Here is a 24,843-nt window from a genome sequence, read left to right on the forward strand (position 1 = left end):
ACGACCAGTGACAACGATCACCCCGGAACCGGGGAACCAGACGGCCGCCGGCGCGCAAGCGGGGCCCTCGCTTCGCGAGCGGCCCGCCGCGCCCGGTACGCTCACCGCCGTGCCTCACGCTGATCAGCCCAGAACCGCCCAGAAAGACGCCCCGGCAGCGCCGCCGGGAGCGCCCCGGCCCGTGACCGCCCGCCCGACCCCGCTGGGCGAGCTGGCCACCCTGCTGGGTCTGCCCGAGTCCGGCGCCGCTCAGATCACCGGCATCACGCACGACTCCCGTGCGGTACGCCCCGGAGACCTGTACGCGGCCCTGCCCGGCGCCCGGCTGCACGGTGCGGACTTCGCCGCCCAGGCGGCCGCCCTCGGCGCCGCCGCCGTGCTGACCGACCCGGAGGGCGCCGAACGCGCCGCCGCGACCGGGCTGCCGGTCCTGGCCGTCGCCGACGTGCGCTCCCGGATGGGCGAGGTCGCCGCCGAGATCTACGGACGGCCCGGCGAGGCCCTGCTCCAGCTCGGCATCACCGGCACCTCCGGCAAGACCACCACCGCGTACCTCGTCGAAGGCGGGCTGCGCGCGGCGGGACGTACCACCGGACTCGTCGGCACCGTCGAGATGCGCATCGGCGACGAGCGCATCAAGTCCGAGCGGACCACCCCCGAGGCCACCGACCTCCAGGCACTGTTCGCCGTCATGCGCGAACGCGGCGTCGACGCCGTGGCGATGGAGGTCTCCAGCCACGCCCTGGTCCTGGGCCGGGTCGACGGCTGCGTCTTCGACGTCGCCGTCTTCAACAACCTCAGCCCGGAACACATGGAGTTCCACACGGGCATGGAGGACTACTTCCAGGCCAAGGCCCAGCTCTTCACCGAACGCCGGGCCCGCGTCGGCGTGGTCAACATCGACGACGAGTACGGCCGCCGCCTCGCCAAGGAGGCGCCGATCCCGGTCGTCACCTTCTCCGCCACCGGCGACCTGGCCGCCGACTGGCGCGCCGAGGACGTGGTCAGCGGCCACATGGACTCCACCCTGACCCTGCTCGGGCCGGCGGGACAGCGCGTACGGGCCAAGGCCCCGCTGCCCGGCCCGTTCAACGTCGCCAACACCGTCGCCGCGGTCGTCACGCTCGCCACCGCCGGCCTCGACCCCCAGACCGCCGCCGACGGCGTCGCCGCGGTCCCGGGCGTCCCCGGCCGCCTGGAGCGGGTCGACGCGGGACAGCCGTACCTGGCCGTCGTCGACTACGCCCACAAGACGGACGCCGTCGAGTCGGTGCTGCGCGCCCTGCGCGAGGTCACCACCGGCAAGCTGCACATCGTCCTCGGCTGCGGCGGCGACCGCGACACCACCAAGCGCGGCCCGATGGGCGCCGCGGCGGCCCGGTACGCCGACACCGCCGTCCTGACGTCCGACAACCCGCGCTCCGAGGACCCCCTGAGGATCCTCGCCGCGATGTTCGAGGGAGCCGTCTCCGTGCCCGCCGAGGAGCGCGGCGCGGTCCTCGTCGACGCCGACCGCGCCGCGGCCATCGCCGCGGCCGTCGCGCGCGCCGAGGCCGGCGACACCGTCCTCGTCGCCGGCAAGGGCCACGAGCAGGGCCAGGACACCGCGGGCGTCGTACGCCCCTTCGACGACCGCGCCGTGCTCCGCGCGGCCATCGAGAACCAGCAGCTCAGCGCCCGACAGGCCGAGGTGGACCAGTGATCGCCCTTTCCCTCGCCGAGATCGCCGACATCACCGGCGGGCGGCCCCACGACATACCGGATCCGGCGGTGCGGATCGGCGGACCCGTCGTCATCGACTCCCGCCAGGTGGAGCCCGGCAGCCTCTTCGCCGCCTTCGCGGGCGAGCACGTCGACGGCCACGACTACGCCGAGCGCGCCGTCGCCGCCGGGGCCGCCGCGGTCCTCGCCACCCGGCCCGTCGGCGTACCGGCGATCGTGGTGCCCGACGTGGAGAAGGCGCTCGGCGCCCTCGCCCGCGCCGTCGTCGAACGTCTCGGCACCGACGTGGTCGCCCTGACCGGCTCCGCCGGCAAGACCTCCACCAAGGACCTCATCGCCCAGGTGCTCCAGCACCACGCGCCCACCGTGTGGACGCCCGGCTCCCTCAACAACGAGATCGGCCTGCCGCTCACGGCCCTGAAGGCCACCGGGGAAACCCGCCACCTGGTCTTGGAGATGGGCGCCCGCGGCATCGGCCACATCGCCTACCTGACCGGACTGACCCCGCCGCGCATCGGCCTCGTCCTGAACGTCGGCACCGCCCACATCGGCGAGTTCGGCGGCCGCGAGGCCATCGCGCAGGCCAAGGGGGAGCTGGTCGAGGCCCTGCCGTCCGAGGCCGAGGGCGGCGTCGCCGTACTCAACGCCGACGACCTGCTGGTACGCGCCATGTCGGCCCGCACGAAGGCCCGTACGGTCCTCTTCGGCGAGGCCGAGGACGCCGACGTACGCGCCACCGACGTGCGGATGACGCCCGCGGGGCAGCCCTCCTTCACACTCCACACACCCACCGGGTGCAGCGATGTGACCTTGCGGCTGTACGGTGAGCACCACGTGTCGAACGCGCTCGCCGCGGCCGCCGTCGCCCATGTCCTGGGCATGCCGGTCGAGGAGATCGCCACAGCGCTCTCCGGAGCGGGCACGCTGTCCCGGTGGCGGATGGAGGTCACCGAGCGCGAGGACGGCGTGACGATCGTCAACGACGCCTACAACGCGAACCCGGAGTCCATGCGGGCCGCCCTGCGCGCACTCGTCGCGATGGGCGAGTCCGGCAAGGCGAACGGGGGACGTACGTGGGCGGTGCTCGGCCCCATGGCCGAGCTCGGCGACGCATCGCTGGCCGAGCACGACGCGGTGGGACGGCTTGCCGTCCGGCTCAACGTGAGCAGGCTCGTGGCAGTCGGGGGCAGGGAAGCGTCCTGGCTGCAACTGGGCGCATATAACGAGGGTTCGTGGGGTGAGGAGTCGGTGCTCGTGTCCGACGCGCAGGCGGCGGTCGACCTGTTGCGCAGTGAACTGCGCCCGGGGGACGTCGTGCTGGTGAAGGCTTCCAGGTCGGTCGGCCTGGAGCGGGTCGCGCTGGCGTTGCTGGAGCGCGAGGGCGGGGTCGCCGACCGATGAGGCAGATCCTGTTCGCCGGTGTCATCGGCATGTTCCTCACCGTGATCGGCACCCCGCTGCTGATCAAGCTGCTGGCCCGCAAGGGCTACGGCCAGTTCATCCGCGACGACGGCCCGCGCGGCCACGCCGGGAAGAAGGGCACGCCCACCATGGGCGGCATCTCCTTCATCCTGGCCACGCTCATCGCGTACGCCCTGACGAAGGTCATCACCGGCGAGGAGCCGAGCTTCTCGGGCCTGCTGGTGCTGTTCCTGATGGCGGGCATGGGCCTGGTCGGCTACCTCGACGACTACATCAAGATCGTCAAGCGGCGTTCGCTCGGCCTGCGGGCCAAGGCCAAGATGGCCGGCCAGCTGATCGTCGGCGTCGCCTTCGCGGTGCTCGCGCTCCAGTTCAAGGACTCGCGCGGGCTCACCCCGGCCTCGATGAAGCTCTCCTTCGTCACGGACTTCGGCTGGTCCATCGGACCCGTCCTGTTCGTGGTCTGGGCCCTGTTCATGATCCTGGCCATGTCCAACGGCGTGAACCTGACCGACGGTCTGGACGGCCTCGCCACCGGCGCCGCCGTGATGGTCTTCGGCGCCTACACCTTCATCGGCGTCTGGCAGTTCCAGGAGTCCTGCGCCAACGCGATGACCCTGACCAATCCGAACGCCTGCTTCGAGGTGCGAGACCCGCTGGACCTCGCGGTCGTCGCCTCCGCCCTGATGGGCGCCTGCTTCGGCTTCCTGTGGTGGAACACCTCGCCCGCCAAGATCTTCATGGGCGACACCGGTTCGCTCGCGCTCGGCGGCGCCCTCGCGGGCCTGGCCATCTGCTCCCGCACGGAGTTCCTGATGGCCCTCCTCGGCGGCCTCTTCGTGCTCATCACGATGTCGGTCGTCATCCAGGTCGGCTCCTTCAAGCTGACCGGGAAGCGCGTCTTCCGGATGGCCCCGCTCCAGCACCACTTCGAACTCAAGGGCTGGTCCGAAGTCCTCGTCGTGGTCCGCTTCTGGATCATCCAGGGCATGTGCGTGATCGTCGGCCTCGGTCTCTTCTACGCGGGATGGGCAGCAGACAAGTGACCTCCTGGCAGGACAGGAACATCACCGTCGCCGGTCTCGGCGTGAGCGGCATCAGTGCCGCCCGCGCCCTGGCCGGCCTCGGCGCGTCCGTCACCGTCGTCGACGGCGGCGACAGCGAGGGCCACCGGGCCCGGGCCGCGGAGCTGGAGGCGCAGTCCAAGGGGGTCTCCGTGCGCCTCGGTGACGCCGAGACCCTCCCCGAGGGCACCGACCTGGTCGTCACCTCGCCCGGCTGGAAGCCCGACAGCCCGCTCTTCCTGGCGGCCGCCAAGGCCGGCGTGGACGTCGTCGGCGACGTCGAGATCGCCTGGCAGCTGCGTGGTGAGAACGCGGCGCCCTGGCTCGCGATCACCGGCACCAACGGCAAGACCACCACCACCCAGATGCTGGCGTCGATCCTGAGGGCGGCCGGTCTGAAGACCGCCGCCGTCGGCAACATCGGCACCCCCATCATCGACGTGGTGACCGGCGACGAGCACTACGACGTGCTCGCCGTCGAACTCTCCAGCTACCAGCTGCACTGGGCGCCCTCCGTACGCGCCCACTCGGCGGCCGTGCTCAACCTGGCCCCGGACCACCTCGACTGGCACGGCTCGATGGAGGCGTACGCCGCCGACAAGGGCCGCATCTACGAGGGCAACACCATCGCCTGCGTCTACAACGTCGCCGACCCGGCCACCGAGAGGCTGGTCGAGGAGGCCGACGTCGAGGAGGGCTGCCGGGCCATCGGCTTCACCCTCGGTGCCCCCGGCCCCTCCATGCTCGGTGTGGTCGACGGGATCCTCGTGGACCGGGCGTTCGTGCAGAACCGGCAGAAGAACGCCCAGGAGCTGGCGCACGTCGACGACGTGAACCCGCCCGCCCCGCACAACATCGCCAACGCCCTCGCCGCCGCCGCCCTCGCCCGCGCCTTCGGCGTCGAGCCGCGCGCGGTCCGCGACGGGCTGCGCGACTTCCGCCCCGACGCGCACCGCGTCGCGTACGTGGACGAGGTCGACGGGGTCCGGTACGTCGACGACTCCAAGGCCACCAACACCCACGCTGCGGAAGCCTCCCTCGCCGCCTTCGAACCGGTCGTCTGGATCGCCGGTGGCCTCGCCAAGGGCGCGACCTTCGACGAGCTGGTCCGGAAGTCCGCGAAGCGGCTGCGCGCCGTCGTACTCATGGGCGCCGACCGGGCGCTGATCGCCGAGGCGCTGGCGCGACACGCCCCCGAGGTCCCGGTGACCGACCTCGAACGGACCGACACTGGGGCGATGCTCGCAGCGGTCCGGGAAGCGGCCCGGCTCGCGGAGCCCGGAGACACGGTCCTGCTGGCGCCCGCGTGCGCCTCGATGGACATGTTCGCGAACTACAACACGCGTGGGGACGCGTTCGCCGACGCGGTGCGCGAACTGGCCTCCGGGAGTGCCGCGGACAAGGTCTAGGCCGAGGCGCCGGGACAGGTTCCCTCCGGCCGGCTGCTCGCCCCGTACGAGTGGAGGGGAAGATCACAGATGCCGGCCAAGCAGATGCTGCCGGGGCGGCGGCCCGCCGCCGTCAAGGCGCAGGGCCGCAAACGCCCGGCGGGCGGTGCCAAGCGCCCCGCCGGGCGCGGGCCGCTGGCGGGGCTGCGGCGTACGCAGCGGCAGTTGAGCAAGGCCTGGGACCGCCCGCTCACCGCGTATTACCTGATTTTCGGCAGCTCGTTGCTCATCACCGTGCTCGGGCTGGTGATGGTCTACTCGGCCTCCATGATCAAGGCGCTCCAGCTGGGCCTGGGGGACGCCTACTTCTTCAAGAAGCAGTTCCTGGCGGCCCTGATCGGCGGCGCACTGCTCTTCGCCGCCTCCCGCATGCCGGTCAAACTCCACCGCGCGCTGTCCTATCCGGTGCTCGCCGGCACCCTGTTCCTGATGGTCCTGGTCCAGGTCCCCGGGATAGGGGTCTCGATCAACGGCAACCAGAACTGGATCTCCCTGGGCGGCCCGTTCATGCTCCAGCCCAGCGAGTTCGGCAAGCTCGCGCTGATCCTGTGGGGCGCCGACCTGCTGGCCCGCAAGGGTGACAAGGGGTTGCTGAGCCAGTGGAAGCACCTGCTGGTGCCGCTCGTCCCGGTGGCCTTCCTGCTGCTCGGGTTGATCATGCTCGGCGGGGACATGGGCACCGCGATGATCCTCGGCGCCGTCCTGTTCGGCCTGCTGTGGCTCGCCGGGGCGCCGACGCGGCTGTTCGTGGGCGTACTCGCCTTCGCGGGTGTGATCGTCGCACTGCTCATCAAGACCAGTCCGCACCGCATGGACCGGCTCTCCTGCCTCGGGGCGACGGAACCGGGCAAGAACGACCTCTGCTGGCAAGCCGTACACGGGATCTACGCCCTGGCCTCCGGCGGATGGTTCGGTTCCGGTCTCGGGGCGAGTGTGGAAAAATGGGGGCAACTGCCCGAGGCCCACACCGACTTCATCTTTGCCATCACCGGTGAGGAACTGGGCCTGGCAGGGACGCTGTCGGTCCTCGCCCTGTTCGCGGCTCTAGGCTATGCGGGTATCCGCGTGGCCGGACGCACGGAGGACTCCTTCGTACGGTATGCCGCGGGAGGCGTGACCACCTGGATCACGGCCCAGGCCGTGATCAACATCGGTGCGGTGCTCGGCCTGCTGCCGATCGCCGGGGTCCCGCTCCCGCTGTTCTCCTACGGAGGGTCGGCCCTGCTGCCGACCATGTTCGCGGTCGGACTGCTCATCGCGTTCGCGCGGGAGGAACCGGCGGCGCGGGCGGCACTCGCGATGCGACAGCCCAGAGCGGGCTGGAAGCGGAGCGGGCCGATATGGAAGTCGATGAGACGGCGCGTCAAGAGGCGTCCGTCCGGAGAGCGGTGAATTTCGGTGCATGTCGTACTCGCCGGTGGGGGGACCGCCGGCCACATCGAGCCGGCGCTGGCCCTCGCGGACGCACTGCGCAGGCAGGATCCGACCGTGGGCATCACCGCCCTCGGCACGGAACGGGGCCTGGAGACCCGTCTGGTGCCGGAGCGCGGCTACGAGCTGGGGCTGATCCCCGCCGTGCCGCTGCCCCGCAGGCCCACCCCGGAGCTGATCACCGTTCCCGGGCGGCTGCGCGGCACCATCAAGGCCGCCGAGGAGATCCTCACGCGCACCAAGGCCGACGTGGTCGTCGGCTTCGGCGGTTACGTGGCCCTGCCCGGCTACCTCGCGGCCAAGCGCCTCGGGGTGCCCATCATCGTCCACGAGGCCAACGCCCGCCCCGGACTGGCCAACAAGATCGGCTCCCGCTACGCGCACGCCGTCGCGGTCTCCACGCCCGACAGCAAGCTGCGCGGCGCCCGCTACGTGGGCATCCCGCTGCGCCGCTCGATCTCCACCCTCGACCGGGCCGCCGTCCGCCCCGAGGCACGGGCCGCCTTCGGCCTGGACCCGAACCTGCCGACGCTGCTGGTCTCCGGAGGCTCCCAGGGCGCCCGCCGCCTCAACGAGACGATCCAGCAGGTCGCGTCGACCCTCCAGCGCTCCGGGATCCAGATCCTGCACGCGGTCGGCCCGAAGAACGAACTGCCGCGTGTCGACAACATGCCCGGGATGCCGCCGTATGTGCCGGTACCGTACGTGGACCGGATGGACCTCGCGTACGCCGCCGCCGACATGATGCTGTGCCGCGCGGGTGCGATGACCGTCGCCGAGCTCTCCGCCGTCGGACTGCCGGCCGCCTACGTACCGCTGCCCATTGGCAACGGCGAACAGCGGCTCAACGCCCAGCCGGTGGTCAAGGCCGGCGGCGGCCTGCTCGTGGACGACGCGGAACTGACGCCCGAGTGGGTGCTCGGCCAGGTCCTCCCGGTGCTGTCCGATCCGCACCGCCTGTACGAGATGTCCCGCGCCGCCGCCGAGTTCGGCCGCCGGGACGCCGACGACCTGCTCGTCGGCCTGGTCTACGAGGCGATCGCGGCCGCACGCGGGTAACCGCTGACCCAGGAGGCGCAGGAGTGGCCGGAGCGACGACGGCAGAGCGCGGCCCTTCCGGCCGGGGCGGCAAGGGAGGCAAGGGCGCCAAGGGAGCGGAAGCGCCCAAAGCGCCCAAGCGCCCCAAGTCGCCGAATCCGCCGAGGAGATCCGGCCCCCAGGGGCCCGGCCGCGCACTGCCGCGCCGGGTCCGCCTGCTGGCCTCCCTCGCCGCCGCGGTGCTCCTCGCCGCCGGCGTCGTCTGGGCGCTCTACGGCTCCTCCTGGCTCCGCGTCGAGCGGGTCACGGCCTCCGGTACCGAGGTGCTCACCCCCGAGCAGGTCCTCGCCGCGGCGGCCGTGCCCGTCGGCGCACCCCTGGTGAGCGTGGACACCGACGAGATCGCGGGCCGGGTGCGCGGCCGGCTGCCCCGCATCGATTCGGTCGACGTGGTGCGGTCCTGGCCGCACGGGATCGCGCTGAAAGTGACGGAACGCAAACCGGTCCTGCTCATCAAGAAGGACGGGCAGTTCGTCGAAGTGGACGCTTCCGGTGTGCGATTCGACACGGTCCGGCAAGCACCCGCGCACGTTCCGGTCCTCGAATTGGCAGCGCAGGACTCGCCGAGCGCCCGCCGTTTCGACGGCGAGCGGCTGCTGAGGGAGGCGGTCGGCATCGCCGGAAGCCTCCCCCGGCCCATCGCCGAGGAGACGTTGCAGGTCACGGTCCGGTCGTACGATTCGGTCGTACTGCAACTCACGAAGGGCCGTACGGTCGTCTGGGGGAGCGGCGAACTGGGTGAGGCGAAGGGCAAGGCGCTGACGGCTCTGCTGAAGGCCTCGCCCAAGGCCGACCACTTCGACGTGAGCGTCCCCACGGCGCCTGCGGTGTCCGGGAGTTGACGTCGGGTCGAACACCGACGCACCCTGGTTGGCCACCGATACGGGTGATCACATAGGGTGAAAAGAAAAACGGGAGGTTCGGCGTGTTCGTTGAACACGCGCTACTTGTCGACTTAGTGTCCTGTTCGGAAGAGTCCAGGGAACAGACACACCCCTAACCCTAAACTTAAGGGTGAGGGTTCGGGTCGGCGCGTACGGACCGTCCCACATTTCGGCATCAGTCGTCGCTACGCAGGCCCGCGAGGCGGCGACACGTAACTCGAGGCGAGAGGCCTTCGACGTGGCAGCACCGCAGAACTACCTCGCAGTCATCAAGGTCATCGGTGTCGGCGGCGGTGGTGTCAATGCCATCAACCGAATGATCGAGGTCGGTCTCAAGGGCGTCGAGTTCATCGCCATCAACACCGACGCCCAGGCGCTGTTGATGAGCGACGCCGACGTCAAGCTCGACGTCGGCCGCGAACTCACCCGGGGCCTCGGCGCCGGAGCCAACCCGGCCGTCGGCCGCAAGGCGGCAGAGGACCACCGCGAGGAGATCGAGGAGGTCCTCAAGGGGGCCGACATGGTCTTCGTCACCGCCGGCGAGGGCGGCGGCACCGGCACCGGCGGCGCACCCGTCGTCGCCAACATCGCGCGCTCACTCGGCGCCCTGACGATCGGTGTGGTCACCCGCCCGTTCACCTTCGAGGGCCGCCGCCGCGCGAACCAGGCGGAGGACGGCATCGCCGAGCTCCGCGAAGAGGTCGACACCCTCATCGTCATCCCCAACGACCGGCTGCTGTCCATCTCGGACCGCCAGGTCAGCGTGCTCGACGCCTTCAAGTCGGCCGACCAGGTCCTGCTCTCGGGCGTCCAGGGCATCACCGACCTCATCACCACCCCCGGTCTGATCAACCTCGACTTCGCCGACGTCAAGTCCGTGATGTCCGAGGCGGGCTCGGCCCTGATGGGCATCGGCTCCGCCCGCGGCGACGACCGCGCCGTGGCCGCCGCCGAGATGGCCATCTCCTCGCCGCTGCTGGAGGCGTCCATCGACGGCGCCCGCGGCGTGCTGCTCTCCATCTCCGGCGGTTCCGACCTCGGTCTGTTCGAGATCAACGAGGCCGCGCAGCTGGTGAGCGAGGCCGCCCACCCCGAGGCGAACATCATCTTCGGAGCCGTCATCGACGACGCGCTCGGCGACGAGGTGCGCGTCACCGTCATCGCGGCCGGCTTCGACGGCGGACAGCCCCCGGCCCGCCGGGACAACGTCATCGGCGCCGCGTCCACCAAGCGCGAGGAGCCGGCTCCCGCGCCGGTCCGCGCCCCCGAGCCGGTCCGCCCGGCCTTCGGCGGACTCGGTACGGTCACCCCCCGCGAGGAGCCCCCGGCCCCGGTGGAGATCCCGGTCGAGCCCGTGGCCCCCGCGCCGCAGGTCCCGACGGCCCGGCCCTACCAGGACAGCCCGGCCGAAGAGCTGGACGTACCGGACTTCTTGAAGTGACATCGGGGCAGCACAGCGAGAACGGCGCCCACTTCGCCTTCACCGACCGGTGGGGCGGGGTGAGCGCCGTTCCGTACGAGGAGCTCAATCTCGGCGGCGCGGTCGGAGACGACCCGGCCGCCGTTCGCGCGAACCGGGCGATCGCGGCCGAGGGCCTGGGCATCCGGCCGGACCGGGTGGTCTGGATGAACCAGGTGCACGGGCGGGACGTGGCCGTGGTCGACGGCCCCTGGGCCGAGGGGGAGCGGATCCCGGAGGTCGACGCGGTGGTGACCGCCCGTCGGGGGCTCGCCCTCGCGGTACTCACCGCCGACTGCACGCCCGTACTGCTGGCCGACCCCGTCGCCGGGATCGCCGGCGCCGCCCACGCCGGGCGGCCGGGCCTGGTCGCGGGGGTGGTGCCCGCCGCCGTCGAGGCGATGGTCGCCCTCGGCGCCGACCCCGCGCGCATGGTCGCCCGTACCGGACCGGCCGTCTGCGGCCGCTGCTACGAGGTGCCCGCCGAGATGCGCGAGCAGGTCGCCGCGGTGGTTCCGGCCGCGTGGGCCGAGACGAGCTGGGGGACGCCGGCCGTGGACGTGGTCGCCGGAGTGCACGCGCAACTGGCCGGGGCGGGGGTGGCGCACGCGCACCGTTCGCCGGTCTGCACACTGGAGTCGCGGGACCACTTCTCGTACCGCCGCGACCGGGTGACCGGTCGGCTTGCCGGATATGTCTGGTTGGACTGACGAATGACGGATCGTAAGGCCGAGCTCGCCGCGAACCTCGCGCGAGTGGAGGAGCGCATCGCGGCCGCCTGCGCGGCGGCCGGACGCGAGCGGGAGGAGGTGACCCTCATCGTGGTCACCAAGACCTACCCGGCGAGCGACGTACGACTGCTGGCGGACCTGGGTGTTCGTCATGTTGCGGAAAATCGTGACCAGGACGCCGCTCCCAAGGCGGCCGCGTGCGCGGATCTGCCGCTGACCTGGCACTTCGTGGGCCAGTTGCAGACGAACAAAGTCCGTTCCGTGGCGGAATACGCGCATGTGGTGCAGTCGGTCGACCGGCCGAAGCTCGTCACCGCGCTGTCGGCGGCCGCGGAGGGCCGGGGGCGCGAGCTCGGCTGCCTCGTGCAGATCGCCCTCGACGCCGAGTCGGGCGAGCGGGGTGCCCGGGGCGGTGCCGCGCCGGACCTGATGGCCGAGTTGGCGGACCTCGTCGCGGGTGCGCCGGGACTTCGGATCGACGGGCTCATGACGGTCGCCCCCCTGGCGGGCCCCTACGCGGGGCGCGAACGGGCGGCCTTCGAGCGGATGATGGAATTGTCATCAAGCCTGCGCGCGGCCCATCCGGCTGCCACGATGGTGTCGGCCGGGATGAGCGCCGACCTGGAGCAGGCCGTGCTGGCGGGTGCGACACATGTACGCGTCGGCACTGCGGTACTCGGCGCGAGACCCCGGCTCGGGTAACGTCGCGAAGAAAGTCGGACCACAGCAGAAAATATGGTCATTTCCGCAGATGAGCGGACAGACCACGTGGATCGCGGGCAGTTGGTGACTTTGGTGACACAGCTACTTTGCTGACGGACACTCGACACCTGCGACAGGGCGATCCACCACAGAGCGGAGGACTCGGAGAATGGCCGGCGCGATGCGCAAGATGGCGGTCTACCTCGGCCTCGTGGAGGACGACCGGTACGACAACCCGGGGTACGACCCCGACGACGAGTTCGAGCCCGAACCGGAACCGGAGCGGGCCCGGGATCGAGAGCGTAGGCAGCAGCCGGTGCACCAAACGCCCGTAACGGACGAACCGGTACGAGCCGTACAGCCGCCCGCTCCGCGCGAGCCCCTCCCAATTCCGTCAGAAAACGGACGTCCCGCGCGAATTGCCCCCGTGGCATCCATCACACCTGACCGCACCAACCTGGAGAAGAACGCCCCCGTGATCATGCCCAAGGTCGTCTCCGAGCGGGAGCCGTACCGCATCACGACGCTGCACCCCCGGACCTACAACGAGGCCCGTACCATCGGGGAACACTTCCGTGAGGGCACCCCGGTGATCATGAATCTCACGGAGATGGACGACACGGACGCGAAGCGTCTCGTGGACTTCGCCGCCGGTCTCGTCTTCGGCCTGCACGGCAGCATTGAGCGCGTGACACAGAAGGTGTTCCTGCTGTCTCCTGCTAACGTCGATGTCACGGCGGAGGACAAGGCCCGCATCGCGGAGGGCGGGTTCTTCAACCAAAGCTAGACCGATCCGTCAGAAACGGGACCGGGAACAGAGCGGAAGCAGGGGAGAGGGAAGCACGGGATGGGCGTCGCACTACAGGTGGTCTACATCGCGCTGATGTGCTTCCTCATCGTGTTGATCTTCCGACTGGTCATGGACTACGTGTTCCAGTTCGCACGTTCATGGACACCCGGCAAGGCGATGGTGGTCGTTCTGGAGGCCACCTACACTGTCACCGATCCACCGCTCAAGCTTCTTCGGCGCTTCATCCCGCCGTTGCGTCTCGGGGGCGTGGCACTCGACCTGTCCTTCTTCGTTCTGATGATCATCGTTTACATCCTCATCAGTTTCGTGAGCACCGCTGCGAGAAGCGTGTGAACGATGAGCTCCCCCGCAGGCGCGGGGACAGTCCCGATACGGTCCTGCCGACTGCCGACGACTACGTAGAGGTGAAGAAGACATGCCGCTGACTCCCGAGGACGTGCGGAACAAGCAGTTCACGACCGTCCGCCTGCGAGAAGGCTATGACGAGGACGAGGTCGACGCCTTCCTCGACGAGGTCGAGTCCGAGCTGACCCGTCTGCTGCGCGAGAACGAGGACCTGCGCGCCAAGCTGGCCGCCGCCACGCGTGCCGCCGCGCAGAACCAGCAGCAGCAGCAGAACATGCGCAAGCCGGAGCCCCAGGACCAGCGCGGCCCGGGTGCCCCCGTGCCGGCGGCCATATCCGGCCCGCCGCAGCAGCAGCAGCCGCAGATGGGCCCGCCGCAGCTCCCGGCCGGTCCCGGCGGACACGGACCGCAGGGCCAGGGCCCGATGGGCGGCCCCATGCAGCAGCAGTCCATGGGTGGACAGCACCCGATGGCGCCGCAGCAGCAGATGGGCCAGCAGCAGCAGATGCAGCAGCAGATGCAGCAGCAGTCCATGGGCGGCCAGAACCAGCTCGGCCAGCCGATGGGCCAGCAGATGCAGCCCATGGGGCAGCAGATGCAGCCCATGGGCCAGCAGATGCAGCCGATGGGACAGCCGCAGCTCCCGCAGCAGGGCCCCGGTGGCGACAGCGCCGCCCGCGTCCTGTCGCTCGCGCAGCAGACCGCCGACCAGGCGATCGCGGAGGCCCGCTCCGAGGCCAACAAGATCGTCGGCGAGGCGCGCAGCCGCGCCGAGGGCCTGGAGCGGGACGCCCGTGCCAAGGCCGACGCGCTGGAGCGGGACGCGCAGGAGAAGCACCGCGTCGCGATGGGCTCCCTGGAGTCCGCCCGCGCCACGCTGGAGCGCAAGGTCGAGGACCTGCGGGGCTTCGAGCGTGAGTACCGTACGCGTCTGAAGTCCTACCTGGAGTCGCAGCTGCGCCAGCTGGAGACCCAGGCCGACGACTCCCTCGCGCCGCCGCGCACCCCGGCCGGTCCGGCCCTGCCGCCGTCGCCGTCGCCTTCGATGGCTCCGGCCGGTGCCATGGGGATGGGTGGCCCGTCCCCGATGGGCGGCCCGTCGCCGATGGGTGGTCCCTCGCCGATGGCCGGCGGTCCGTCCTACGGCGGGCAGCAGCAGATGTCCCCGGCGATGACGCAGCCGATGGCTCCGGTGCGGCCGGCCGCGCCGCAGCCGATGCAGGCGCCGTCTCCCATGCGGGGCTTCCTGATCGACGAGGACGACAACTAGGCGCCGCCGCGTCCGTCGGCAGTCGTTTCACGGGCCGGGCCCGGTTCCCCTTCAGGGGCGCCGGGCCCGGCCCGTTTCGCACGTCCCCTCCTCCACGCGCCGGGCTGCCGGGGGGTGGAGACGGCTGTGGCCCGGCCCCCCGCGGGGGGGGGCCGGGCCACAGCCGCTTGCCGGGAGGCGTTACGCCTTGCGGAGGCGGAACGTCAGCGACAGGGACTCGTCCGTGAACGGGTCGCCGTACGAGGCGTCGGCCTCGCCGGACGCGAAGTCCGTCGCCAGGACCTCGTCCGCGATCAGCGCCGCGTGGTCGGTCAGGGCCGTCTCGACCTCCGGGGAGGTGGAGGACCAGCGCAGGGCGATGCGGTCCGCCACGTCGAGGCCGGAGTTCTTGCGGGCCTCCTGGATCAGGCGGATGGCGTCCCGCGCCAGGCCCGCGAGCCGCAGCTCCGGGGTGATCTCCAGGTCGAGGGCGACCGTCGCACCGGAGTCGGAGGCCACCGACCAGCCCTCGCGCGGGGTCTCCGTGATGATGACCTCCTCCGGGGTGAGGGTGATCGTCTCACCGTTCACCTCGACCTCCGCCGAACCGGAGCGCAGGGCCAGGGACAGGGCGGCGGCGTCGGCGGCGGCCACGGCCTTCGCCACGTCCTGCACGCCCTTGCCGAAGCGCTTGCCCAGCGCCCGGAAGTTGGCCTTGGCCGTGGTGTCCACCAGCGAGCCGCCGACCTCGGACAGGGAGGCCAGGGAGGAGACGTTCAGCTCCTCCGTGATCTGCGCCTGGAGCTCCGGGGACAGGGCGTCGAAGCCCACCGCCCCGACCAGCGCGCGCGACAGCGGCTGGCGGGTCTTGACCCCGGACTCCGCGCGCGTCGCACGGCCCAGCTCCACGAGGCGGCGTACCAGCAGCATCTGCTGCGACAGCACCGGGTCGATGGCGGAGGCGTCGGCCACCGGCCAGGTCGACAGGTGCACCGACTCCGGCGCGTCCGGGGTGACGGGGACGATCATGTCCTGCCAGACCCGCTCCGTGATGAAGGGGGTGAGGGGGGCCATGAGCCGGGTGACCGTCTCGACCACGTCGTGCAGGGTGCGCAGCGCGGCCGCGTCGCCCTGCCAGAACCGGCGGCGCGAGCGGCGCACGTACCAGTTGGACAGGTCGTCCACGAAGGCGGAGAGCAGCTTGCCCGCGCGCTGGGTGTCGTAGGCCTCCATCGCGTCCGTGACCTCGGTGACGAGGGTGTGGAGCTCGGAGAGCAGCCAGCGGTCGAGGACCGTGCGGTCGGCCGGCGCCGGGTCGGCGGCGGACGGCGCCCAGTTCGACGTACGGGCGTACAGGGCCTGGAAGGCGACCGTGTTCCAGTACGTGAGGAGCGTCTTGCGGACGACTTCCTGGATCGTGCCGTGGCCGACGCGCCGCGCCGCCCACGGGGAGCCGCCGGCCGCCATGAACCAGCGCACGGCGTCGGCGCCGTGCTGGTCCATGAGCGGGATCGGCTGGAGGATGTTGCCCAGGTGCTTGGACATCTTGCGGCCGTCCTCGGCGAGGATGTGGCCGAGGCAGACCACGTTCTCGTACGAGGACTTGTCGAAGACGAGGGTGCCGACCGCCATGAGGGTGTAGAACCACCCGCGCGTCTGGTCGATGGCCTCCGAGATGAACTGCGCCGGGTAGCGCTTCTCGAAGATCTCCTTGTTCTTGTACGGGTAGCCCCACTGCGCGAACGGCATGGAGCCGGAGTCGTACCAGGCGTCGATGACCTCGGGCACGCGGACGGCGGTCAGCGAGCAGCCGTCGGCGGTGCAGGGGAAGGTCACGTCGTCGATGTACGGGCGGTGCGGGTCCAGGGCGGAGTGGTCCTGCCCGGACAGCTCGCTCAGCTCGGCGCGGGAGCCCACGCAGGTGAGGTGGTTCTCCTCGCAGCGCCAGATGGGCAGCGGGGTGCCCCAGTAGCGGTTGCGGGAGAGCGCCCAGTCGATGTTGTTGTTGAGCCAGTCGCCGAAGCGGCCCTGCTTGACCGACTCCGGGAACCAGTTGGTCTTCTCGTTCTCCCGCAGCATCGCGTCCTTGACGGCGGTGGTGCGGATGTACCAGGACGGCTGCGCGTAGTAGAGCAGCGCGGTGTGGCAGCGCCAGCAGTGCGGGTAGCTGTGCTCGTAGGCGATGTGCTTGAAGAGCAGGCCGCGCGCGTCGAGGTCGGCGGTCAGCTTCTCGTCGGCCTTCTTGAAGAAGATGCCGCCGACGAGCGGGACGTCCTCCTCGAAGGTGCCGTCGGCGCGGACCGGGTTCACGACCGGCATGCCGTACGAGCGGCAGACCGCGAGGTCGTCGGCGCCGAAGGCCGGGGCCTGGTGGACCAGACCGGTGCCGTCCTCGGTGGTGACGTAGTCGGCGTTGACGACGTAGTGCGCCGGCTCCGGGAACTCCACGAGCGCGAAGGGGCGCTCGTACGTCCAGCGCTCCATCTCCTTGCCCGTGAAGGTCCGGTCGGTGGCCTCCCAGCCCTCGCCGAGCGCCTTCTCCAGCAGCGGCTGGGCGACGACGAGGTTCTCCTCGCCGTTGGTCGCGACGACGTACGTGACCTCGGGGTGGGCGGCGACGGCGGTGTTCGAGACCAGGGTCCAGGGGGTGGTGGTCCACACGACCAGGGACGCCTCGCCGGCGAGCGGGCCGGAGGTCAGCGGGAAGCGGACGTAGACGGAGGGGTCGACGACCGTCTCGTAGCCCTGGGCCAGCTCGTGGTCGGACAGGCCGGTGCCGCAGCGCGGGCACCAGGGGGCCACGCGGTGGTCCTGGGTCAGCAGGCCCTTGTTGAAGATCTCCTTCAGGGACCACCAGACCGACTCGACGTACTCGGGGTCCATGGTCCGGTAGGCGTCGTCCAGGTCGACCCAGTAGCCCATGCGGGTCGTCAGCTCGGTGAACGCGTCGGTGTGACGGGTCACGGACTCGCGGCACTTGGCGTTGAACTCGGCGATGCCGTACGCCTCGATGTCCTGCTTGCCGTTGAAGCCCAGTTCCTTCTCGACGGCCAGCTCCACGGGCAGGCCGTGGCAGTCCCAGCCGGCCTTGCGGGCGACGTGGTAGCCGCGCATGGTGCGGAACCGGGGGAAGACGTCCTTGAAGACGCGGGCCTCGATGTGGTGCGCGCCGGGCATGCCGTTCGCGGTGGGCGGGCCCTCGTAGAAGACCCATTCGGGGCGTCCCTCGGACTGCTCGAGCGTCTTGGCGAAGGTCTTGCTCTCGCGCCAGAAGTCGAGGACGGCGTGCTCGAGGGCGGGCAGGTCGACCTGGGCGGGTACCGGGCGGTACTGCGGCGGTGTGGTCATGAGGCTGAACTCTTCCTCCGGCGGTGTGTCGCTTCCGTCCGGAGGGACGAGAGCGTCTGCTGCTCCCGCGGTACCACCCTCCTTGGCCTCCGGACGGGTCCGGCGGCCCCCTCATTGGGGTGCGAAGCCGGTTCTACTCGCCGTACGGGGATCCGTGCGGGCTTTCTTCCGGCGGCTCCGGGGTGATCCTTCACATCGCGCTCGCCCCCGGGCTCTCACCGTCCCCGGGTCGCTCCTGGCTGCGTCCGACGCTACTCGTCCCCATCCATGCCTTTCGCTGCGCCCAGTGTACGGGCCGGGGCGCCGGTGGGCGGACCGGTTTTGCGGCGGCCGGCGGCGTGGCGCGGGCCGGGGCGCGGTGCCCCGGATGGCCCGACGGGCCGGTTCGGGATCCACTGGGGTGGGCGGGGCGGATTACGGGGCTCCGCGCTGGGCACAACGGATGCAGGTTGACCTCGATGGACGCGTGCCCCGTTGCCGTGGGGTCGGAGGCGATTTATCGTTCCGGCACGATCTGCGAACAAGATCACAGTATGTGAAAAGGGGCCGCGGCCATGGTGGCGAAGAAGACGGGGACGCAGGAGGTGGCCGAGGCCGCGGTCAAAAAGACCCCGGCGAGGAAGGCCACCGCCACGAGGGCTCCGGCCGAAGAGGTGACGGGCGGAAAGACGCCGGCCGAGCGGGCTCCGGCCGGGAAGGCCGCCGCCAGGAAGACCGTGGCCGAGAAGGCTCCGGCCAAGAAGGCTGCCGCCAAGAAGACCGCTGCCAAGGAGGCCCCGGCCAAGAAGGCCGCGGCCAAGGAGGCTCCGGCCAAGAAGACCGCGGCCAAGAAGACCGCGGCCAAGAAGGCCCCGGCGAAGAAGGCTGCGGCCAAGAAGGTCCCGGCCAAGGAGGCTGCGGCCGAGAAGGCACCGGCCAAGAAGGCCGTCGCCGAGAAGACCGGGGCCGCGGAGGCTCCGGTCGGCAAGGCCACCGCCGAGAAGGCGGCGGCCGGGCGTACCACGAGCAAGGACACGGCCAAGGCGGACGTGTCCGAGGGGGCGGCCCCGGCCGCGCGGAAGACGGGAGCTCGGAAAGTGGTTGCCAAGAAGACTGTGGGTACGGCCAGGAAGACGGCCGGGACCGCCACCAGCGGGCTTCCCAAGGTGAAGGCCACCGCGGCCACCGCGGCCCCGGCGCGCGGCGGTCTCGCCGTGCGCGCGGGGGAGGACCCCTGGACCCCCGAGGAGGTCGCCGAGGCGCGGGCGGAGCTGGAGGGCGAGGTGGTGCGGCTGCGCGCCGAGCTGGACGCCTCCGAGGTCGCCATCTCGGGCCTGATGCGGGACTCCGGCGACGGCGCGGGCGACGACCAGGCCGACACCGGCACCAAGAACATCACCCGGGAGTCCGAGCTGGCCCTCGCCGCGAACGCCACCTCGATGCTGGAGCAGACCGAGCGGGCGCTGGAACGGCTGGAGGCGGGCACGTACGGGCTCTGCGAGAACTGCGGGCAGCCCATCGGGAAGGCCAGGATGCAGGCCTTCCCGAGGGCCACGCTGTGCGTGGACTGCAAGCAGAAGCAGGAACGGAGGCACTAGCCAGGACCTACGGGCACTGACGTACTCTCGTGTCTCGTCGGGATGAAGGTTCCCGAACCCGGTTCGAGCTAGTTCGAGGGACTCACGTGGCAGAGGCGGAGCGCATCATCGGTATGCCGGAAGTCGGGGACGACGCCGAACCGCAGTCGGAGCCCGCGGCGCCCCGGGGGCGCAGGCGGATCACGGCGCTGCTGGTCGTCGCGGTGCTCGCGTACCTGCTCGACCTCGGCAGCAAGATGCTGGTCGTGGCCAAACTGGAACACCAGCCGCCGATCGAGATCATCGGCGACGTGCTGCAGTTCTCCGCCATCCGCAACGCCGGCGCCGCCTTCGGCATCGGCGAGGCCTTCACGATCATCTTCACCGCCATCGCGGCGACCGTGATCGTGGTGATCGTCCGGCTGGCCCGCAAGCTGTACAGCCTGCCGTGGGCCATCGCGCTGGGCCTGCTGCTGGGCGGCGCGCTGGGCAACCTCACCGACCGGATCTTCCGTTCGCCGGGCGTGTTCCGGGGTGCGGTCGTCGACTTCATCGCACCGGCCAACTTCGCCGTGTTCAACCTCGCGGACTCGGCGATCGTGTGCGGCGGGATCCTGATCGTCCTGCTCTCCTTCAAGGGCCTGGACCCGGACGGCACGGTCCACAAGGACTGACCGGGGAGCTCGCGCGGGCATGCTCCTCTGCCGAGTCCTGCATACTCGACAGGTGAGTACGATTCCCGAGATCCGCACCCTGCCCGTTCCCGATGGCCTTGAAGGCGAGCGCGTCGACGCCGCCATCGCCCGTATGTTCGGTTTTTCCCGGACGAAGGCGGCCGAGCTGGCGGCGGAGGGGAAGGTCTCGGTCGACGGCAGTGTCGTCGGCAAGTCCGAACGCGTCCACGGCGGCGCCTGGCTCGAGGTCGAGATGCCCGCCCCGCCGCGGCCCGTCGAACTCGTGGCCGAGCCCGTCCCCGGCATGGAGATCATCCACGACGACGACGACGTCGTGGTCATCATGAAGCCCGTCGGCGTCGCCGCCCACCCCAGCCCCGGCTGGACCGGCACCACCGTCATCGGCGGCCTCGCCGCCGCCGGCTACCGGATCTCCACCTCCGGCGCCTCCGAGCGCCAGGGCATCGTGCACCGCCTCGACGTCGGCACCTCCGGCCTGATGGCCGTGGCCAAGTCCGAGCGCGCCTACACCTCGCTGAAGAACCAGTTCCGCGAGCGGGTCGTGGACAAGCGCTACCACGCGCTGGTGCAGGGCCACCCGGACCCGATGAGCGGCACGATCGACGCGCCGATCGGCCGCCACCCGAGCGCCGACTACAAGTGGGCGGTGACCCAGGACGGCAAGGACTCCGTCACCCACTACGACCTGATCGAGGCGTTCCGCGCGGCGTCGCTGCTGGACATCAAGCTGGAGACGGGGCGCACGCACCAGATCCGCGTGCACATGTCCGCGCACCGCCACCCCTGCGTCGGCGACCTGACCTACGGGGCCGACCCCACCGTCGCGAAGCGGCTGGGCCTGACCCGGCAGTGGCTGCACGCGGTGCGGCTCGGCTTCGAGCACCCCGCCGACGGGCAGTGGGTGGAGTTCGAGAGCGGCTACCCGGCGGACCTGCAGCACGCGCTGGACGTGATCCGGGCCGAGAGCCAGTGACCCCCGCCCCGCCCGTCACGGTGAGGGTGGCCTCCTCCGAGGCCGACCTCGCGGCCTGCCGCGCCGTGCGGACCGAGGTGTTCGTGGTGGAGCAGTCCGTGCCGGAGTCGGTCGAGTACGACGCCTACGACGCGATCGCGCTGCACGTGCTGGCCGTCGGCCCGGGCGGGGAACCCGTCGGCACCGGCCGGCTGCTGCACGGGCCCGGGGCCCTGGGCAAGACCGGGTCCCCGGAGGTCGGTTCCCTCGGGCGGCTGGCCGTACGCGCGTCCGCGCGCGGGCTGGGCGCCGGCGTGGCACTGGTCCGCGCGATCGAGGCGGAGGCCGTCCGGCTGGGGCTGGCGGCCGTGGACCTCGGCGCGCAGACGCACGCGCTGGGCTTCTACGAGCGGCTGGGGTACGAGGCGTACGGCCCGGAGTTCGAGGACGCGGGCATCCCGCACCGGGCGATGCGCCGGACCCTGCCCTAGGGGCGCCGGCCCGGGCGTGGTCCCGGGCGCGGTCCGCGGGCGTGCCCCGGGGGCGCGGCCCAAATCCCCGGGTGCGGCCCCGCTTCTGACAGGGTGGGGGAGTGGATCAGCTCGCTCTGCTCTTCGTCCTGCTGCTCGGCGCCGTGGTCACCGTACCGCTGGGGGACCGGCTGGGGTTGCCCGCGCCCGTGCTGATGACCCTCGGCGGGGTCGTGCTGGCGCTGGTGCCGGCCGTGCCCAATGTGGACATCCCGCCCGAGTACATCCTGCCGCTGGTGCTGCCGCCGCTGCTGTACGCCTCCGCGCAGCGCACCTCCTGGCGGCAGTTCGCCGCGAACCTCCGGCCCATCCTGCTGCTGGCCGTGGCCCTGGTGTTCGTGACCACCGCCGCCGTGGCCGGCGTCGCGCACGCCGTCGTGCCCGGCCTGCCGCTGGCGGCCGCCGTCGCCCTCGGCGCGCTCGTCGCCCCGCCCGATCCCGTCGCCGCCACCGCCGTGGCCGGGGCGCTCGGGCTGCCGCGCCGGATGGTGTCCATCCTGGAGGGCGAGGGCCTGTTCAACGACGTCACCGCCATCGTGCTCTACCACGTGGCCGTCGCCGCCGTCGTCAGCGGCAGCTTCTCCTGGCCCCAGGCGCTCGGGGAGTTCGTACTGTCCGCCGTGGTGGCGCTGGCCGTCGGGCTGGCGCTCGGCTGGGCCGCGAACCGGCTGATGGGCCGGCTCGGGGACGCCACGCTCCAGATCGGGCTGACGCTGCTGCTGCCGTTCGTCGCGTACGTGGTCGCGGAGGAGTTCCAGGGCTCGGGGGTGCTGGCCGTGCTGACGACGGCCCTGTTCCTCGCCGAGTACGCGGGCGACGCCGACGACGTGCTGGGCCGCCTCGCCGGGCACACCTTCTGGGAGATCGTCGACACACTGGTCACCGGGGTGGCGTTCGGACTGATCGGGCTGGAGCTGCACCACGTCTTCGGGGTGGCCCGGGGCCGCGAGTGGGACATGGCCGGCTGGGCGGCGGTGGTGGTCGCGGTGGTGGTCGGCGTACGGCTGGTCTGGCTGCTGCCGGCGGGCTGGCTGGCGAAGCGGCTGCACCGGCGCCGCGACTACGACGAGGACATCCCGCTGAGCTGGCGGGAGAGCGTCGTGATGTGGTGGGCGGGCATGCGCGGGGTCGCCTCGGTGGCGCTGGCCCTGGCGCTTCCCCTGCGCACGGAGGGCGGCGAGCCCTTCCCGGCGCGCGACGAGATCGTCTTCATCGCCTTCGCGGTGATCATGACCACGCTCGTGTTCCAGGGGCTGACCCTGCCGTGGCTGGTGCGGCGGCTCGGGGTGGAAGCGGACACGGACGAGGACCGGGAGACCGAGCGGCGGCTGGCGCTGCGGGCGGCGAAGGCCGCGAAACGGCGGCTCAAGGAGATCGAGGAGTCCGAGGACCTCCCCGAGGACCTGGTCGAGGTGCTGTACCGGCGCGCGTACGACGTCGGGGCCCGGATCAGCCCCGACCTGGTCGACGAGGAGCGGCGCGAGGCCTACGCGAAGCGGGTGGAGCGGATCCGCGACGTCCAGCGCATCCAGCGGGAGATGATGTCCGCCGCCCGGCACGAGGTGCTGGCGGCGCGCAGCGAACCGGGCTCCGACCCGGAGATCGTCGACCGGGTGCTGCGCCACCTGGACGTGCGGAGCCTGCGCGGCGCGTAGGCCGCCGGTGACGGGGCTCGGTCCGGTTCGCTCAGTCCGGTCGCCGGGCCGCCTCCGAGGTGGTGACGCGGGGGAGGGCGTACGGATGGCGGGCGGCCAGCCAGGCGATCATCCGCTCGCGGACCGCGCAGCGCACGGTCCACACGTCGTCGGCGTCCTTCGCGGTGACCACCGCGCGGACCACGATGGTGTGCGGGGTGGTGTCGGTGACGGCCAGGCTGCCGGTGCGGCCGTCCCATTCGGGGATGTCCTCGAGGAGCTCGGCGAGCCGGTCCCGCATGAGGGCGACCGGGGCCGAGTGGTCCAGGTGCCAGAAGACGGTGCCGGTCATCTGGGCGCCGCCGCGCGACCAGTTCTCGTACGGCTTGCTGGTGAAGTACGAGACCGGCATCGTGATCCGGCGCTCGTCCCAGGTGCGGACCACCAGGAAGGTCAAGGTGATCTCCTCGACCTTCCCCCACTCCTTGTCCACGACCACGGTGTCCCCGATGCGCACGGTGTCCCCGAACGCGATCTGCAGCCCGGCGAAGAGGTTGCCGAGGGAGGCCTGCGCGGCGATGCCCGCGACGATGCCGAGCACCCCGGCGGAGGCCAGCACCGATGCGCCGACCGTGCGCATCGGCGGGAAGGTCAGCAGCATCGCGGCGACGGCGACCACCACGGCGACGGCCGTGAGCACCCGCTGGATCAGGGTGACCTGGGTGCGGACCCGGCGCACCCGGGCGTCGTCGGGGGAGGCGGCGGCGTAGCGGGCGTAGGCCGCCTCGACGACCGCGGCCGCGATACCGACGAGCAGCCAGGCGGTGGAGGCGATCTGGACCAGGGTGAGGAAGTGGCCCACCCCGGCCGCGTGGGCGGGGAGGATGTCCGCCGGCCGGTACGCGGCCTGGAGCGCCGCGGTGCCGAGGACGAGCCGGAAGGGCAGGCGGCACCGGCGCAGCAGCCCCCACAGCGGGGTCTCGGGGTGCCGGGCGTCTGCCTTGCGCAGCAGCAGGTCGAGCAGCCAGCCCGCGATCAGGGTGAGGACCAGGGCGGCGCAGACGACCAGGGCGGGACGCAGGACGTTCTCCATCTCCATGGGGGAGAACGTATCCACGGGGCGCCCCCGGACTCCTGCTTTCCGTACGAATGGCACGATGGAGGGCATGAACATCATGCTCTTCCATTCGACGTACGGGCTGCGGCCCGCGGTGCACGCCGCGGCCGACCGGCTGCGCGCGGCCGGGCACCGGGTGCAGGTGCCGGACCTCTTCGAGGGCCGTACGTTCGCCACGTTCGAGGAGGGTGTGGCCCACCAGGAGGAGGTGGGCCGCGACGAGCTGCTCAAGCGGGCGGTGCTGGCGTCGGCGCCCCACTCCGACCAGGGTCTGGTGTACGCCGGCTTCTCCTTCGGCGGTTCCGTCGCGCAGCACCTGGCGCTGGCCGACGACAAGGCCCGCGGCCTGCTGCTCCTGCACGGTACGGCGGACCTGGAGGAGGACGCCTCGGCGGACGAGCTGCCGGTGCAGCTGCACATCGCGGACCCGGACCCGTACGAGACGCACGACTGGCTGACGGCCTGGTACCTGCGGATGCGGCGGGCCGGGGCGGACGTGGAGGTACACAGCTATCCGGGGGCGGGGCACCTGTTCACCGACCCGGACCTGGAGGACTACGACGCGCAGGCCGCGGAGGAGACCTGGAAGGCCGCGCTGGCCTTCCTGGACACGCTGTAGGACCCACAGGGCACTGCCCCCCGGCG

General features: G+C 71.6%; 21 protein-coding genes. 19 read left to right on the forward strand and 2 right to left on the reverse strand.

Features of this window, described 5'->3' with window-relative positions; genetic code table 11:
* The first annotated feature begins 7 nt into the window (after positions 1–7).
* The 13 genes from ACZ51S_RS21260 (at position 8) to ACZ51S_RS21320 (ending at position 14,387) form a co-directional block, all read left to right on the forward strand.
* Positions 8–1,702, forward strand: a complete 1,695-nt coding sequence (locus ACZ51S_RS21260; RefSeq protein WP_468961684.1) for a UDP-N-acetylmuramoyl-L-alanyl-D-glutamate--2,6-diaminopimelate ligase — start codon at positions 8–10, stop codon at positions 1,700–1,702.
* Positions 1,699–3,123 (forward strand): UDP-N-acetylmuramoyl-tripeptide--D-alanyl-D-alanine ligase, encoded by a 1,425-nt coding sequence (locus ACZ51S_RS21265; RefSeq protein ID WP_388935462.1) that lies wholly within the window; start codon positions 1,699–1,701, stop codon positions 3,121–3,123. Before ACZ51S_RS21260 ends, ACZ51S_RS21265 begins: the two co-directional genes overlap by 4 nt.
* Complete coding sequence (mraY, locus tag ACZ51S_RS21270) at positions 3,120–4,190, forward strand: phospho-N-acetylmuramoyl-pentapeptide-transferase (RefSeq protein ID WP_388935460.1); 1,071 nt, start codon at positions 3,120–3,122, stop codon at positions 4,188–4,190. The genes ACZ51S_RS21265 and mraY overlap by 4 nt, the downstream gene beginning before the upstream one ends.
* Positions 4,172–5,617, forward strand: a complete 1,446-nt coding sequence (gene murD / locus ACZ51S_RS21275) for a UDP-N-acetylmuramoyl-L-alanine--D-glutamate ligase (RefSeq protein WP_468477577.1) — start codon at positions 4,172–4,174, stop codon at positions 5,615–5,617. Before mraY ends, murD begins: the two co-directional genes overlap by 19 nt.
* Before the next feature lie 69 nt (positions 5,618–5,686).
* On the forward strand, positions 5,687–7,048 hold the full coding sequence (gene ftsW, locus ACZ51S_RS21280) for a putative lipid II flippase FtsW (RefSeq protein WP_388935453.1): 1,362 nt from the start codon (positions 5,687–5,689) through the stop codon (positions 7,046–7,048).
* Between the two features lie 6 nt (positions 7,049–7,054).
* A complete protein-coding gene (gene murG / locus ACZ51S_RS21285) occupies positions 7,055–8,146 on the forward strand; it encodes an undecaprenyldiphospho-muramoylpentapeptide beta-N-acetylglucosaminyltransferase (RefSeq protein WP_467896347.1) in 1,092 nt (363 codons plus the stop codon).
* 23 nt (positions 8,147–8,169) lie between these two features.
* A complete protein-coding gene (locus tag ACZ51S_RS21290) occupies positions 8,170–9,027 on the forward strand; it encodes a cell division protein FtsQ/DivIB (protein WP_468961686.1) in 858 nt (285 codons plus the stop codon).
* A gap of 280 nt (positions 9,028–9,307) precedes the next feature.
* Complete coding sequence (ftsZ, locus tag ACZ51S_RS21295) at positions 9,308–10,510, forward strand: cell division protein FtsZ (RefSeq protein ID WP_388935446.1); 1,203 nt, start codon at positions 9,308–9,310, stop codon at positions 10,508–10,510.
* Positions 10,507–11,238 (forward strand): peptidoglycan editing factor PgeF, encoded by a 732-nt coding sequence (gene pgeF / locus ACZ51S_RS21300; protein WP_468477575.1) that lies wholly within the window; start codon positions 10,507–10,509, stop codon positions 11,236–11,238. Before ftsZ ends, pgeF begins: the two co-directional genes overlap by 4 nt.
* A gap of 3 nt (positions 11,239–11,241) precedes the next feature.
* Entirely contained in the window at positions 11,242–11,961 is a 720-nt protein-coding gene (locus ACZ51S_RS21305) for a YggS family pyridoxal phosphate-dependent enzyme (RefSeq protein WP_468477574.1), read from the forward strand.
* A gap of 169 nt (positions 11,962–12,130) precedes the next feature.
* Positions 12,131–12,748, forward strand: coding sequence for a cell division protein SepF (locus ACZ51S_RS21310; protein WP_388935436.1), 618 nt, complete (start codon positions 12,131–12,133; stop codon positions 12,746–12,748).
* Positions 12,749–12,808: 60 nt separating this feature from the next.
* Complete coding sequence (locus tag ACZ51S_RS21315; RefSeq protein WP_030155988.1) at positions 12,809–13,105, forward strand: YggT family protein; 297 nt, start codon at positions 12,809–12,811, stop codon at positions 13,103–13,105.
* An 82-nt stretch (positions 13,106–13,187) separates the two neighbouring features.
* A complete protein-coding gene (locus tag ACZ51S_RS21320; protein WP_468961688.1) occupies positions 13,188–14,387 on the forward strand; it encodes a DivIVA domain-containing protein in 1,200 nt (399 codons plus the stop codon).
* A 180-nt stretch (positions 14,388–14,567) separates the two neighbouring features.
* Here the strand turns inward: ACZ51S_RS21320 and ileS are convergent, their stop codons facing one another.
* A complete protein-coding gene (gene ileS, locus ACZ51S_RS21325) occupies positions 14,568–17,714 on the reverse strand; it encodes an isoleucine--tRNA ligase (RefSeq protein ID WP_388935429.1) in 3,147 nt (1,048 codons plus the stop codon).
* Positions 17,715–18,268: 554 nt separating this feature from the next.
* On the opposite strand from ileS, the gene ACZ51S_RS21330 reads away from it, so the two are divergent.
* The 5 genes from ACZ51S_RS21330 (at position 18,269) to ACZ51S_RS21350 (ending at position 23,102) form a co-directional block, all read left to right on the forward strand.
* Complete coding sequence (locus ACZ51S_RS21330) at positions 18,269–19,291, forward strand: TraR/DksA family transcriptional regulator (RefSeq protein WP_468961690.1); 1,023 nt, start codon at positions 18,269–18,271, stop codon at positions 19,289–19,291.
* Between the two features lie 86 nt (positions 19,292–19,377).
* Positions 19,378–19,944: a signal peptidase II gene (gene lspA / locus ACZ51S_RS21335; RefSeq protein ID WP_388935424.1), complete on the forward strand. Its 567-nt coding sequence runs from the start codon at positions 19,378–19,380 to the stop codon at positions 19,942–19,944.
* A 52-nt stretch (positions 19,945–19,996) separates the two neighbouring features.
* On the forward strand, positions 19,997–20,938 hold the full coding sequence (locus tag ACZ51S_RS21340; RefSeq protein ID WP_388935421.1) for an RluA family pseudouridine synthase: 942 nt from the start codon (positions 19,997–19,999) through the stop codon (positions 20,936–20,938).
* Positions 20,935–21,408, forward strand: coding sequence for a GNAT family N-acetyltransferase (locus ACZ51S_RS21345; protein ID WP_468477571.1), 474 nt, complete (start codon positions 20,935–20,937; stop codon positions 21,406–21,408). The genes ACZ51S_RS21340 and ACZ51S_RS21345 overlap by 4 nt, the downstream gene beginning before the upstream one ends.
* A gap of 101 nt (positions 21,409–21,509) precedes the next feature.
* Entirely contained in the window at positions 21,510–23,102 is a 1,593-nt protein-coding gene (locus tag ACZ51S_RS21350) for a Na+/H+ antiporter (protein WP_468477570.1), read from the forward strand.
* Positions 23,103–23,133: 31 nt separating this feature from the next.
* Here the strand turns inward: ACZ51S_RS21350 and ACZ51S_RS21355 are convergent, their stop codons facing one another.
* The gene (locus ACZ51S_RS21355; RefSeq protein WP_468477596.1) at positions 23,134–24,174 is read right to left on the reverse strand and encodes a mechanosensitive ion channel family protein; all 1,041 of its coding nucleotides are present in this window, start codon (positions 24,172–24,174) and stop codon (positions 23,134–23,136) included.
* Positions 24,175–24,247: 73 nt separating this feature from the next.
* Here ACZ51S_RS21355 and ACZ51S_RS21360 point away from each other — a divergent pair, with 73 nt between their 5' ends.
* Positions 24,248–24,817: a dienelactone hydrolase family protein gene (locus tag ACZ51S_RS21360; protein ID WP_468477569.1), complete on the forward strand. Its 570-nt coding sequence runs from the start codon at positions 24,248–24,250 to the stop codon at positions 24,815–24,817.
* Positions 24,818–24,843 lie beyond the last annotated feature (26 nt).

The organism is Streptomyces sp. NPDC034043 (assembly GCF_055575675.1).

What these genes read in the sequence shown, in the direction of transcription:
- mraY (WP_388935460.1), top strand. Translation starts at nt 3,120, where the DNA reads ATGAGGCAGATCCTGTTCGCCGGTGTCATCGGCATGTTCCTCACCGTG.
- murD (WP_468477577.1), top strand. Translation starts at nt 4,172, where the DNA reads ATGGGCAGCAGACAAGTGACCTCCTGGCAGGACAGGAACATCACCGTC.
- ftsW (WP_388935453.1), top strand. Translation starts at nt 5,687, where the DNA reads ATGCCGGCCAAGCAGATGCTGCCGGGGCGGCGGCCCGCCGCCGTCAAG.
- ACZ51S_RS21305 (WP_468477574.1), top strand. Translation starts at nt 11,242, where the DNA reads ATGACGGATCGTAAGGCCGAGCTCGCCGCGAACCTCGCGCGAGTGGAG.
- ACZ51S_RS21310 (WP_388935436.1), top strand. Translation starts at nt 12,131, where the DNA reads ATGGCCGGCGCGATGCGCAAGATGGCGGTCTACCTCGGCCTCGTGGAG.
- ACZ51S_RS21315 (WP_030155988.1), top strand. Translation starts at nt 12,809, where the DNA reads ATGGGCGTCGCACTACAGGTGGTCTACATCGCGCTGATGTGCTTCCTC.
- ACZ51S_RS21320 (WP_468961688.1), top strand. Translation starts at nt 13,188, where the DNA reads ATGCCGCTGACTCCCGAGGACGTGCGGAACAAGCAGTTCACGACCGTC.
- ileS (WP_388935429.1), bottom strand. Translation starts at nt 17,714, where the DNA reads ATGACCACACCGCCGCAGTACCGCCCGGTACCCGCCCAGGTCGACCTG.
- ACZ51S_RS21330 (WP_468961690.1), top strand. Translation starts at nt 18,269, where the DNA reads ATGGTGGCGAAGAAGACGGGGACGCAGGAGGTGGCCGAGGCCGCGGTC.
- ACZ51S_RS21355 (WP_468477596.1), bottom strand. Translation starts at nt 24,174, where the DNA reads ATGGAGAACGTCCTGCGTCCCGCCCTGGTCGTCTGCGCCGCCCTGGTC.
- ACZ51S_RS21360 (WP_468477569.1), top strand. Translation starts at nt 24,248, where the DNA reads ATGAACATCATGCTCTTCCATTCGACGTACGGGCTGCGGCCCGCGGTG.